At 40.6% G+C, this 12,802-nt stretch carries 12 protein-coding genes and 1 pseudogene; 3 read left to right on the plus strand and 10 right to left on the minus strand.

Going from position 1 to position 12,802, the window contains the following annotated elements:
- Position 1: 1 nt before the first annotated feature.
- From HMPREF1019_RS06450 to selA, 6 genes and pseudogenes are all read right to left on the minus strand, one after another.
- A complete protein-coding gene (locus HMPREF1019_RS06450; protein ID WP_232210186.1) occupies positions 2-2,656 on the minus strand; it encodes a formate dehydrogenase subunit alpha in 2,655 nt (884 codons plus the stop codon).
- Between the two features lie 60 nt (positions 2,657-2,716).
- Positions 2,717-2,977, minus strand: a pseudogene (locus HMPREF1019_RS10360) (hypothetical protein); the annotation flags it as partial.
- Positions 2,978-2,988: 11 nt separating this feature from the next.
- Positions 2,989-3,195: a twin-arginine translocation signal domain-containing protein gene (locus HMPREF1019_RS06460; protein ID WP_009294906.1), complete on the minus strand. Its 207-nt coding sequence runs from the start codon at positions 3,193-3,195 to the stop codon at positions 2,989-2,991.
- Positions 3,196-3,474: 279 nt separating this feature from the next.
- Positions 3,475-4,182 (minus strand): thioredoxin domain-containing protein, encoded by a 708-nt coding sequence (locus HMPREF1019_RS06465; RefSeq protein WP_004317675.1) that lies wholly within the window; start codon positions 4,180-4,182, stop codon positions 3,475-3,477.
- Between the two features lie 53 nt (positions 4,183-4,235).
- Positions 4,236-6,056, minus strand: a complete 1,821-nt coding sequence (gene selB, locus HMPREF1019_RS06470; RefSeq protein WP_009294907.1) for a selenocysteine-specific translation elongation factor — start codon at positions 6,054-6,056, stop codon at positions 4,236-4,238.
- Positions 6,053-7,378, minus strand: a complete 1,326-nt coding sequence (gene selA, locus HMPREF1019_RS06475; RefSeq protein ID WP_009294908.1) for an L-seryl-tRNA(Sec) selenium transferase — start codon at positions 7,376-7,378, stop codon at positions 6,053-6,055. The genes selB and selA overlap by 4 nt, the downstream gene beginning before the upstream one ends.
- 153 nt (positions 7,379-7,531) lie before the next feature.
- On the opposite strand from selA, the gene HMPREF1019_RS06480 reads away from it, so the two are divergent.
- The 3 genes from HMPREF1019_RS06480 to HMPREF1019_RS06490 all read left to right on the plus strand — a co-directional run bounded on the left by HMPREF1019_RS06480 (position 7,532) and on the right by HMPREF1019_RS06490 (position 10,636).
- Entirely contained in the window at positions 7,532-9,205 is a 1,674-nt protein-coding gene (locus HMPREF1019_RS06480; RefSeq protein ID WP_009294909.1) for a 4Fe-4S dicluster domain-containing protein, read from the plus strand.
- A complete protein-coding gene (locus HMPREF1019_RS06485; protein ID WP_009294910.1) occupies positions 9,198-9,911 on the plus strand; it encodes a TorD/DmsD family molecular chaperone in 714 nt (237 codons plus the stop codon). Before HMPREF1019_RS06480 ends, HMPREF1019_RS06485 begins: the two co-directional genes overlap by 8 nt.
- Positions 9,912-10,042: 131 nt before the next feature.
- Positions 10,043-10,636 carry a DUF6803 family protein gene (locus HMPREF1019_RS06490; protein WP_009294911.1) on the plus strand — a complete coding sequence of 198 codons (594 nt, stop codon included), beginning with the start codon at positions 10,043-10,045 and terminating at the stop codon, positions 10,634-10,636.
- Between the two features lie 41 nt (positions 10,637-10,677).
- On the opposite strand, the gene HMPREF1019_RS06495 is transcribed toward HMPREF1019_RS06490, so the two are convergent.
- The 4 genes from HMPREF1019_RS06495 to upp are packed head-to-tail and all read right to left on the minus strand — an operon-like array spanning position 10,678 to position 12,766.
- A complete protein-coding gene (locus HMPREF1019_RS06495) occupies positions 10,678-11,358 on the minus strand; it encodes an MqnA/MqnD/SBP family protein (RefSeq protein WP_009294912.1) in 681 nt (226 codons plus the stop codon).
- A complete protein-coding gene (locus HMPREF1019_RS06500; protein ID WP_009294913.1) occupies positions 11,355-11,627 on the minus strand; it encodes a barstar family protein in 273 nt (90 codons plus the stop codon). Before HMPREF1019_RS06500 ends, HMPREF1019_RS06495 begins: the two co-directional genes overlap by 4 nt.
- Positions 11,624-12,130 carry a ribonuclease domain-containing protein gene (locus HMPREF1019_RS06505; RefSeq protein ID WP_009294914.1) on the minus strand — a complete coding sequence of 169 codons (507 nt, stop codon included), beginning with the start codon at positions 12,128-12,130 and terminating at the stop codon, positions 11,624-11,626. Before HMPREF1019_RS06505 ends, HMPREF1019_RS06500 begins: the two co-directional genes overlap by 4 nt.
- A 9-nt stretch (positions 12,131-12,139) precedes the next feature.
- Positions 12,140-12,766: a uracil phosphoribosyltransferase gene (upp, locus tag HMPREF1019_RS06510; protein WP_009294915.1), complete on the minus strand. Its 627-nt coding sequence runs from the start codon at positions 12,764-12,766 to the stop codon at positions 12,140-12,142.
- Positions 12,767-12,802: the final 36 nt, after the last annotated feature.

A 12,802-nucleotide genomic window follows, 5' to 3' on the forward strand; every position in this document is an offset into this window, starting at 1 on the left:
CTTACTCTTTACCTAAGGCGTCTCTCTCGCCATACTCGTGATAAAACGATGTTTTAAAGGTGTTCTCTTCAGCTTTTTCTATACGGCAAAGACCTGCGTTAAATTCTGAAATTTGAGTAACAGGGTCAAATCCGTAGTTAGTAACTGTGTTAAAGCTCTCGCCGATAACATAAGGCTTAGTGCCCTCTGGGTAGCGAGCTGAGAGATCGACACCTTGCATAACGCCAGCGAAGTTGTAAGGCATACAAATTCTATCTGGAGTGACCATATAGCTGTGGTAGCATCTTACTTTGATCTTCGTGCCTTGTGGGCTGTGGATCCACATCATATCGCGATCTTTTATGCCGTATTTTAAAGCAAGCTCAGGGTGAACGTTAGCAAACATCTCAGGTGTGATAGCTGAGAGGTATTTACTTGTTCTTTCGATCATTCCCGCACCACTTAAATTTACGACGCGTTGCGTACTAAATACGATAGGAAACTCTTTTGACCAGTCTTTTGCTTGTTGCTCTGACTTAAATTTAGTAGAAACACGGAAATTTCTAGCCTGATCATCAAATGTCGGATACTTTTGAACAAGATCCCAGCGTGGTGAGTGGATAGGCTCTCTATGTTTTGGGATAGGATCAAGAAATTCCCAAACGATAGCTCTAGCCCTTGCGTTACCATACGGCACGACGCCTTTTTCACGGCATTTTTCTAAGATGATACCGCTGTAGTCCATGCTCCAGCTAGGTCCTATCTTAGCCTTCTCTTCTTCAGTTAGAGTGATGCCTAGGACTTTTTCTATATTATCTTTTGTGATTTGTGGGTAGCCACCTTTTATAGCTGAGCCAACCAAAGTTGCCTCTTCGCTAGCTAGCTGACTAACGCCGTTATGCTCTAGTCCAAAGCGGTTTCTAAAGCCAGAGCCACCCTCTGCATAAGGCTTGCTCATATCATAAAGTATCGGTGTGCCAGGGTGTTTTTCATCCCATGCTGGCCATGGCTTGCCGTAGTACTCGCCTTTTACTTCGCCGCCAAGACCTATTAGCGTATCTGGGTCAAATTTATCCCAGTTTGCTTGATGACGTCTAAACATCTCAGCAGTTCTGCCGCCATAACCGATAGAATTTCCAACCCTTGCTATCTCGTTTGTCGCATCATCTGGCCATACAAAGTCATCTTTTACTTGTTTTAGCTCTCTATCTACGACAGCCATCTTCATGCCTTTTACGTACTCATCATAAAAGCCAAATTTCTTAGCAAATGCAAACATTACTTCGTGATCGCCCTTGCTCTCATAAAGTGGATCAACGACTTTTGTTCTCCACTGACCTGAGCGGTTTGTAGCGTTTAGGTGACCTTCGTTTTCAAAGGCAGTTGCCACTGGCAAGATATAAACGCCATCTTTTCTATCTGAAAGGATAGAAATTTCATTTACAAATGGCTCAGCAACTACGATCATATCTAGTTTTGAGGCTGCTTCTTGGATTTTAGCTAGGTGTGCCATAGATGTAAGGCCAGTTCCTTGAACCCAAAGAACCCTTAATGCGCCACTGCTAAATGTATTTTCCTCTTTTAAGACGCCTTGCCACCATTTTGAAAGTGACCAGCCTTTTTCATTTCTCCAATTTCTATCCTCTGGATTTTTAGGATCGTGGTAATAATACTCTTCAAAAACAGTGTTTTTAACTGGCGTGCCGCCTTGTTTTGGCTCTTTAGTTGAGACTGCAAAGCGTTTGATAAACTCGTCATAATCAACACCCCAGCCTTGGCAGTAGTACTTCCAAGCCGCGTCAGTTAGTCCGTAATACATCGGCAAGCTATCTGAGAGGTTACACATATCGGTTGAACCTTGAACGTTGTCGTGACCACGGATGATGTTACAGCCGCCACCTGGTTTGCCCATGTTGCCTAGGATTAGTTGAAGGATAGGTAAAATTCTAGTATTTGAGCTACCAACTGAGTGCTGAGTGATACCAAGTGCCCAGATCACCGTGCCTGGTTTTGTATGAGCTAGGATATTTGCAGCCTCCATTAGCTTATCAACTGGTACGCCTGTAACGTCAGATGTGACCTCTGGTGTCCAGTGCTCAGCCTCTTTTGCTATCTCATCGATACCATAAGTTCTATTTTTTATAAATTCTTTATCTTCCCAGCCATTTTTTAAGATGATGTGGATAAGGCCATAAACAAGTGCTATATCTGTGCCTGATCTTTGTCTTAGATAAAGGTCAGCGTGTGCAGCTGATTTTGTAAAATTTGGATCAGCTACGATCACCTTTGCGTTGTTTCTATCTTTTGCTTGCAAAGTGTGCTTCATGCCGCCAACTGGGTTTGCCACAGCTGGATTTGCACCTATTATAAATATACATTTCGAATTTGCAGCCATATCTCCAAAGTGGTTTGTCATCGCGCCATAACCCCAAGTATTCGCCACACCGGCGACTGTTGCGCTATGTCAAATTCTTGCTACGTGGTCGTTGCTGTTTGTGCCCCAAAACGCAGCAAATTTTCTAAAGTAATATGCTTGTTCGTTGTTAAATTTCGCAGAACCTAAGAATATAACGCTATCAGGACCATCTTCTTTGCGGATCTGAAGCATCTTATCGCCGATCTCATTTACAGCTTGATCCCATGAAATTCTCTGCCATTTGCCATCAACCTTTTTCATAGGATATTTGATGCGTTGTTTGCTGTGTGTAAGGTCGATCTGATCGATACCTTTTGAGCAGTGTGAGCCTTGAGATATCGGGTGAAACATCGCCATATCTTGACGAACCCAAACACCATCTTGTACCTCAGCCTCGATGCCACAGCCTGCTGAGCATATAGAACAAATAGTTCTAACCTTTTTTGAGCCAGGGAAAGGATCTTTTATCTCCTCTGCGCTAGCGTGTCTTATCGTATCATTTTGTCCAAAAGCCATTGTGGTGCCAGCACCAAGTGCGGCTAGCTTCAAAAATGAACGTCTTCCTATACGTGCATCACTCATGGTTTTCTCCCTTAGTATGCGATTTTATAGTAGGTTTCCCAGTTTTTGCTTTTTTTATAAAGCACCTCTTTTTTGTTTGACTTGCCTACGACAACGCCATTGTCATCAGGAGCCAAGTCATCACTAGTCACTTTTGCTACGGCTGAGACTGCGAGTACTCCGCCGGCAGCACCGACTTTTAGAGATTTTTTGAGAAAATCTCTTCTTGATCCTTGCATTTTTCCTCCTTATGCCTCAAAAATTTTTGAGAAATTTGGTTCATTGATCTTTTAAATTTGCATATTTTAAATTCTATGAATATGCAAAATAGCCTAGTTTAGGGCTTTCGTGACCCTAAAATTAAACTATGTAAATTTAGCATATTTCTAAGTTAAGCAAAGTAAATATAAAAGTTTAATTAAGAATGTTAAGTATTTATTAAAAATATAGTTAAATATACTTTAAATTTATAAAATTTATTTGTAGTAGAAATTCTAGGGAGAGCTCCCTAGAAAATGTTATTTTAGATCGCTTTTATTTACGATAAATGGCACTGATCTAACGCCAGCTGCAAAGTATTTTTTGCGTAGATTATCGATCTTTGCGACATCTTCTTTACTAACGCTCTTATCATCTACATTGTAGTCTTCAGCGTAGTATTTTCTTAAAATTTTAACCTTATCGCTGTCACTCTTAGCAGCTTTTGCATCTTTGTAGATTAGTGAGCTTTTTTGAAGTGATGAGATATCATGCACTGGAGTTAGGACGATCTCAACGTTGCTATCTTTTAGTGTTGTCTCGATCTTTGCTAGCTCAGCTCTGCAGTATGGGCACTCAGGGTCTGAAAACATTATGATAGTTGGCTTTTTAGGGTCGCTACCAAGAACGATGATGTTTGCCTTGTCCTCATCTTTATAAATTTTAGAAATTCCCTTTGCGATGACCTCTTTTTTCACTTCAGCTAGGTATGATTTTTGCTCTTTTAGATCGATCACGTCTGGGAAGATGAAGTCGCCTTTTGTAAATACTATCTCATCTTGTGAGTTGCCATCTTTGCTTAATTTCACAACGACAGCTTCGATGTCGCCTGCCACTTTGTGACGGTCAGCTACCTTTACTTTTACGCTGCTATCAACCATTTGAGAGTAGAAGTCCTCTATTTGCTTATCGCTTGCTGCCATTAGGCTAGTTGCCGCGATGATTGAGGCTAAGATCACTTTTTTCATTTTTATCCTTTTTAAAAATTTGGCGGATTATATTTGCTTTTTGTAAATGAATACTAACTGCGAAAAACCCTATCATTTCCTTGCTTCATTATGTCACTCTCAAGATCAAGCTGCTCAAGGTAGGCGATTATATATTTTCTACTTAAATTTAGCGTATCCTTGGCGTTTATAACATTTACAAAGCCTTGATTTTTTATGATCTCTTTTAGCTTATCAAGTGCCATTTTTAGTGAATTTCTAGTGATAAAAAGGTTATGCTCTAGCCTTATGACCCTGCCCATTGCGGTAAGTTTTTTAAGGGCATTATCGCCACTAACTCTATCGATCTCTAGATCATCATATATATTATATGGCGCCGTTGGGGCTAGCTTGCCACTTTCTAAAATTTCATAAATTTTCTCTTCAAGCCTAACTTTTAGTTTGCTTATATCAACGCCTTTTTTTGTATAGACGCCATCATTTTTAGAGATTAAGTTTATACTTTCAAGCTCGCCAAGCGCTTTTTGGGCTAAATTTTGGCTAGCCCAAGCAAGTTTTAGGCTGATACTTTGAGCTGAAAAGACAGCAAATTCATTCTTTTCTATCATAAATTTAATGGCTGATTTTATCCGCTCAACCGCGCTTAGATCGTAGATATTTAAAGCCTTTTCATCGACAAAGACGTTTGAGACTTTTTTGGCTACAGCTACGGCCTCTTCGTGATTTAGACCAAATCTTTGATAAGAAGAGATGATGCCAAAGCCATTTTTGTGAGCTTCTTTTAAGATAGAAAAAGCTTCAACAAAATCATGCTTTAAAAGCGAGGCTAAAAAGAGAATTTTGCCAGCCTTTTTTAGTGGCTCAAGCACTGGGTTTAGCACCCTGCCGCCACCTATCACGCGCGCATCTGAGATGAGCACAAAGGCCTCGTCAAATTTTAAAAACATATCGCTTTGAAATTTAAAGCTCACAAAGTAGCTATCATCTTTTTGGCTTAGTATTAGCACCTTTGCAGGCACATTTTTAGCGCCCACGCAAAATGTCACGCTTTGAGAGTGGATGAGATTTTTAGCAGTTACGACCGCATCAACCTCTCTAAATCCCCTAAAAAAGCCCTTTTTGCTAAGTAGCTGCCCTTTTTTCAGCTCGCTAAGCTCTATGCCAGTTAGATTAAGCGCCACGCGGCTGCTAACTCCGGCGCTATCAACGAATTTATCGTGGCTTTGCACGCTTCTTACTAGCACCTCTTTGCCAGCGTCGTAGTTAAAAAGCTTATCGTTTTTGCTAACGCTTCCCTCTATAACGGTGCCAGTTACGACATTTCCGATACCTTTTAGGCTAAAAACCCTATCGATGTAGTATCTAAAAACGCCCTCCTCATCGCGCTTTTTGGCTCTTAGCGTAAAAAGGTAGTTTCTAAGCTCATCGATGCTCGCCTTATCCTTTATGCTAACGGCGAAAATTTCTAAAATTTGCAGGTTTTTAAATTTAGAAATTTCATCTCTTATCTCTTTTTTTCTTAAATTTATGGTGGCCTCATCAACTAGATCACACTTTGTAAGCGCTACGATTATAGATTTCACGCCAAGGAGATTTAAAATTTCAAGGTGTTCCAAGCTTTGAGGCATGAGCCCGTCATTTGCCGCCACCACAAACAAGCACGCATCAAAGCCATACGCGCCGCTTATCATCGTTTTTATGAGATTTTCATGCCCTGGCACGTCGATAAACGCGATATTTTCGCTATTTTTGCTTAAATTTGAAAAGCTTAGGTCTATCGTTATGCCACGCTTTTTCTCCTCTTCAAGATTGTCCCCCTCAAAGCCGTTTAGCTCCTTTATAAGCGCGGTTTTTCCGTGGTCGATATGCCCTGCTGTTCCTATTATTAAACTCATTTTTCTTCCGTTTCATTTATTATTTTTATTAGCGTCTCTACGTCATCATCAAGAAGCGATCTAAGATCTAGCATAAATTTATCGTTTTCTATGCGTCCGATCACCTTTTTTTGCCTAAATTTTAGCTCGTTTAAATTTGCGTCGCCACCAAATGCCAAAGCCACACTTGGGATCTTTTTATTTGGCATCGCCCCACCTCCTACAAAGGTTTGTGTACGCACTATTTCAAGCGGAGTTTTTAGACTTTTATTTATAAAATTTGCCAAGTTTTCAAGCTCTTTTACACTTTTATGAAGTAGTTTTTGCGTTGTGATTAGCTCAAATTCTTTGTTTAGATAGGCTTTCATGCTCTCGGCCAAAAGCGAGATGATCACTTTATCGACGCGAAGCATCCTTAAGAGCTGGTTTTTTCTAAGTTTTGCGATGAGCTCTTTTTTGCCGACAATGATGCCACACTGCACCGCACCAAGCAGCTTGTCGCCGCTAAAGCTAACTAGCGAAACATCTTTTAAATTCTTTAGATCTGGCTCGTTTTTGTCAAGATTAAATGGCAAATTTCCGTAAAATCCACTGCCAAGATCAAAATAATCTATCAAATTTTGCCTGCTTGCTAGCTCGTTTAGTTCATTTGCCGTAGTCTCTTCGCTAAAGCCAACGATGTCAAAATTTGAGCGATGAACTTTCACAAGCATCGCTGTCTCATTACTTATCGCCTCTTCGTAGTCTCTTAGCCTAGTTTTGTTTGTAGTGCCGACCTCTTTTAAGATGCATCCTGCATTTGCCATCACTTCTGGCACTCTAAAACTACCGCCGATCTCGACTAGCTCGCCTCTGCTAACGACCACTTCTCTGCCCTTTGCAAAGGTGTTTAGCACTAAAAATACAGCGCTTGCGTTGTTATTTACAACGATGGCGTCTTCAAAGCCAAAGGCTCTTGCTATTAGCGAGCCAACGTAGTCGTATCTGTTGCCGCGGCTGCCTGTTTTTAGGTTGTATTCGAGGTTTGAGTATCCTGTGATAACAGGCGTTGCCCGCTTTAAAATTTCTTTATCGATAACGCTTCTAGCGAGGTTTGTATGTATGGTGACACCAGTTAAATTTAGCACTCTTTGAAGGCTTGCTTCATTAAATTTATAATACTCATCTAGGATCAAATTTATTATCTCTTCGCTCTCAAAGCTTGCATTGTCATTTAAAATTTTAGCTCTAACTTCATCTAAAATTTGCCTTGCAAGCATAGTGACTAAACTCGTATCAAGCCCCGAAAATGCTTCGTTTTTTATGATCTTATCAACTTGTGGGATATTTCTTAAATCGTTCAATTTGCGCTCCTAGTAAGTTAGTTTTACCAAGCCGTGATTTTAACATAAAAATATTATAAATTAAAACTTAGAGCAAAAAGGAGGATATAAATTTCAGAGTCTATTAATCCCATTAATATTAGAATAAGCCCGTTTTTGATAACAGGAGAAACAATGAAAGAATTTGGCTTTTATAACGATTTTGACGATGCTTTGATGCTAAATGAGCAGATAGAGATCAACAACGAAAATGGCGACTATCTAGTCTCAAACTCTCCAAAGCTAAAAGCAAACATCATCGCACCTGAGATAAATTTCTACCTTAAAAATACCACCGCAAGCGTCTTAGAAAAAGCCAAAAATACCCTTTTACTCTACGAGGCAAGAGCGAGCGCCTTTGACATGGCAAAGGATGTGGATTACGAAAAAGAGGTCGGCAAAAATGTCGTGATAGTAAGCAACTCAGGCCGCGAAGAGCTAGCAAATTTACTAAAAGAAAATGGCTACAAAGTGATCGAGCTCACGCACTTTGAGGTTAAATTTATATATGGCGCAGCTGGCGAGCTAAGCGTTTTGGTGCTTAGAGCAAATGATGAATTTGAGGTTGATTGCGACTTTTTCTTAGTTGAAAACGCAAGGGACTATATGCTAAAGCAAAGCGGCTGCTATGAAATTTCAGGGCTAAAAGATGAAAAAGTGCTTGAAATTTTAAATGCAAAAAGCCCAAAATTTAGATACAAAAGCTTTACTCAATACGACTCATCAATCTGCCAGTATCACGAGCGCAGGACCGAAATTTGCGGACGTTGCGCCGAGGTTTGCCCAACGGTTGCTATCTTAAAAGAGGACGAGACAAAGCACCTTGTCTTTTCAGCGATCGACTGCACAAACTGCGGAAACTGCATCAGCGTCTGCCCTAGCGGCTCACTAGACTCAACGCTCATGCCTCAAAGCTCATTTGCCACTATCGCTAAGCTTTACAAAGATAAGATCGCTCTCATCGTATCTGAGGAGATAAATTTAGAAGAGCTTAATGTGAGCCTACCACAAAATGTCCTACCTTTTGTCATCCTAGCCCCGCATCTGCTAAGCCAAACGCACTTTTTAACACTTCTTCAAGAAAGTGGCGCGAGTGTGATTTTATATAGCAAGAGCCTTGGCAAGGGCGAAAAGGACGCCATTAGTATAGTAAATCAAATTTATGAGCTTAAATTTAAAGAGACTGCGGTTTATCACGCAAAAGACAAGGCTGAGCTTGAAATCGCACTTAAAAAAGCAAAACTAATAGCTGGCTCTCAGCACTCTATCAACGAATACGCGCTACCAAAGAGAGAAATTTTTGCCAAAAGGCTTGAGTTTATCGTGGGCGAGAACGATCTTGGCGTGGTAAAAAGCGGCGAGATGATAAGATACGGCGAGGTTAAGATAAACGCTGAAACTTGCACGCTCTGCCTTAGCTGTGTTGGAGCTTGTAACGTAAGCGCTTTGGTAGCTGATAAGAAGACAAATTCGATTTTATTTAACCCAAGCGTCTGCACCGCCTGTGGCTACTGCGAGCTAAGCTGTGCAGAGAAAAACACCATCTCGCTTGAGGTTGGCAAACTTGCACTTAAGCCTGAGAGCTTCGTTTATAGCGAGCTTGCACACGATGAACTATTTGCCTGCGTGGAGTGCGGAAAAGAGTTTGCGACTAAAAAGGCAGTCGAGAAGATCGCAGCGATCATGCAGCCACGTTTTGGCAACGACAGAGCCAAGATCAAGTCACTTTACTGCTGCGCTGACTGCAAGGCAAAGATCATGGTGCAAGCCCAACTAAACGCGATGAGAGAGGATTTATTAAATGGATAAAAACATCACAAAAGCAAGGGCATATTTTTACGAATTTTTAGCTTATCCGCTATTTTTTCACACGAGCGATGAGAAATTTGCAAGGTGGAGAGAGCAGCTAAGCTACCTAGCGCAAAATCCTTTGAGCGAGCAAAGCGCAGAGGCATTTGCAAATTTAGAAAAATTTAGCTTTAAAGAGCTTGTAAATGAGCAAAATGAGGTTCTTTTTGGCTTTACAAATATCCCTTTAAGCGCCTCATTTTATGAAGAGGGCAGAGATAACGGCGCTGCTAGACTTAGGGTGATACACTGCCTAAACCTTAGCCCATATAGGCGCGACAAGGAGCTTTGCAAAGACAGCGAAGACTACGTTGGCTTTATATTTTTAGCGATGGCTACGTTTTTAAATGACGAATTTAACGATGCAAAAAATATCAGCGACAAGCTTTTTAGCGAGACTTTAAATTTATTTGTAGATGAGTTTGGCTCGCTACTTTTAGCTCATAAAAATGCAAATTTCTTCCGCTCCTATGCGCTCATCTTAAAAGACTTCATCGAGCTTGAAAGAGCTGTTTTAAGCGTAGAAGCACCAGCCAAGCCACAAGGCGATAGCGTCGCTATGGCAGCGCTTAAAAAAGAGCCATTTCAAAGCAAGATGCCAACTATTAAAACCAAGCTTCACTGGGAGGAATTCTCCCCAGTCATCTCACACGAGTTTAAAGACTAGCTTAAATTTACTCTTAGCCCAGCTAGGAGTAAATTTAACATCCGCTTAAATCCAATAACTATTCTCAATATTTTTTAACTATCTTAGCCCTTTGGTAGTAAATTTCTTTAAATTTTTACAAAGGATTTACAATGGTAATGACACACTATATGGAGCTTTTATCGCTCGATCAGCCTTACAATCTAATCCTCTACATGGTGATACCTATGGGGCTTGCGGAGCTTTTAGTGGCGATGGAGTTTTTCACGATGTATCACATGGATAGCGGCAAAAACGCTGGCTTTAAGGCCGTTAGCAAATTTGTTGGCATAGTGCTTGGGGTCTATTTTACAGCTCTTGTGATCTACTTTTTAGCAAAAATTTATCCAACCATAAAATGGCGCGGATATGCCGATGTCATCGCTATCTACTCATATCTTATCGGCGTCATCCCACTTCTTGGCATCGCGCTTTTGGAGCTAAATTTGATCTATAAAAACGCAAGCCAAAAGGCAAAGCTAAAGCTTCATTTTTGCCTGCTCATCTTCTTCTTGATCGTCGGACACATCGCGATGATATTTGGCATGGTTGATCCTACCATAACAGGCTATAAGGCTGAAAATGGCGCGATGAATATGCCGATGAACATGCCAGCAGATATGCCGATGCATGATCACCACAAGATGATGATGGATATGCAACAGATGAGTGATGATAACTCAACTAATATGCACATGCATCACTAAATTTTATAGCTTTTTGGCAGCTACTAAGAAGCTATAAAAATTTAATTCTTTTTTGCTGCTTTTAATAATCTATTTTCTTTAAAAAATTTTCGGAGTGATTTTTGCTCTTTTGGGCCGATCTTATAGCTTATAAATTTAAGATACCACTTGATATCTTGCTCGCTTATGTCGCGGCTTTTGGCATACTGGGCTAATATATAATTTGGAATTTTTACATTTTTTTGTAAAAATTTTGCGACCAGTCTTTTGTAAAATGAGCCATTTTTTACGTAAGAAAACCTACCAAAAACAAATGGCAAATTTGTCTTTTCGTGCCAAATTTGACCAAGGTCGTAAAAGCACTCTTTGCCCTCGCTTAAGTATGTCTTTAGCGCCCTGTCGCCTATGATCACCTCGCCATTTAGCTTAAGCACCTTGGCTAGAGCGTTTGAGCTGGCTGAGGCAGGATCTGGCTTTGGGGTTGAGTTTTTGCGCACAAGCACGCTTTTTACATCTTTTTTGGCGACTATTCCAAAATTTAGCTTCTTTAAATTTGCCTTTTTGCTAGCTATGCTTGAGATCACCGCAGCGTCGATCTTTCTAGCGTTTAGCGCCCTATTTAGCTTACTTGGCACACCCTTTTTAAACTCGATCGCCTTTTTTATCTGAGAGCTTAGTGGGGCTGATTTTAAAAATACGTGAAATGGGAGTAAATTTAGATAATCAATCTTTCCAAATATCATTTTTCATCTTTTACAAGCTCAAATTTAACCATCTCGTTTTCACTGCAAACATCACGAAATAGCTGGATTAAGCTCTCTTTTGTGCCATCATCCAAAGCATTTTCGTTTTTTAGCTTTATAAGCGTTGGCTCATTTATCTCGCAAAGGCAGTCAAAGAGCGCGTCTAAATTTTTGCCGTAGTACTCTGGCAGGTCAAATTTCTTAGCAAAATACTCATGCATCTTCTCTTTTTTGAGCATCTTTTTGGCATCTAAGATCACGCTTTTCATTGCATCCTCTTCTCATAAAGCAGGTAAAAATGCTCGTAGTGATCGGGCGTGTAGTAGACAAGCCCGTCGTTTGAGTATAAAATTCTCTCAGCGCCGCGCCTGCCACCATTGTAATTTACATCGCACTCAAACCACTTTCTGCCATCAGCCTCAGGTAGCCTCTTTTCTCTGTTTGAAAACCTATCCCCGCCTATGCTTTTGCCGCCGCTTATCTGCCATAAATTTCCGCTTTTTGCGTCCCAGCCAAGTTCAAGTGCCTTTTTTTTAGTTATGAAATTCTTTGGTAGCTTGTTAAATTTATAGATATAAAGTGCGACCTCATCTTTTGAGGTGTATGAGCCGTTTTCTGCGAGGCTCTGGCTCTTTTGCCCCTCTTTGTTTAGCTGCTCAAGTAAAATTTGAGCGTTTTTATTTGCCTCGCCACCATCTTTTGAAAAAAAGAAGGTACCGATGATGATAGCAATGACAAATGCGACTAGAGCTGGCAAAAGTCTTTTGTTCAAATTTAGCCCTTAAAGAGTGTTAAAAACTCTATCGCCAGCATCACCAAGACCTGGTACGATGTAGTTTTTCTCGTTTAGTTTCTCATCGATCGATGCCGTATAGACCTCGACGTCTGGGTAAATTTCGCTAAATCTCTTTAGCCCCTCAGGTGCAGCAATGATAGAGATAAATTTGATCTCTTTAACGCCCTTTTCACGCAAGAACTTAACTGCATCTATCGCCGTGCCACCAGTCGCAAACATAGGATCTATGACGATCGCCATGCGCTCTTTTGCGTCTTTTGGAAGCTTTGCGTAGAAAAACTCAGCCTGCGCTGTCTCTTCGTTTCGCTGAAAGCCCAAAAAGCCAACGCTCGCATCTGGTATGATGGTAAAGACGCTATCAAGCATGCCAAGAGCAGCCCTTAAAATAGGGCATATCATCACCTTTGTAGTAAGCCTCTTTGCGTCTGCCACCGCAACTGGTGTTTGGACTTTGACATCTTTTACCTTTAAATTTCTAGTCGCTTCAAAGATCATAAGGTAGCTGATCTCATCAACTAGCATGCGAAACTGAAAAGGCTGGGTGTTTTTATCACGTAAGATTGTTAATTTATGCTCGATCAATGGATGTGAGATGAGCTTCACGTTTTGCATTTTTTGTCCTTAAATTTACTGTTTTTACAAGGTTTG

Source organism: Campylobacter sp. 10_1_50 (genome assembly GCF_000238755.1).
GTDB lineage: Bacteria > Campylobacterota > Campylobacteria > Campylobacterales > Campylobacteraceae > Campylobacter_A > Campylobacter_A concisus_R.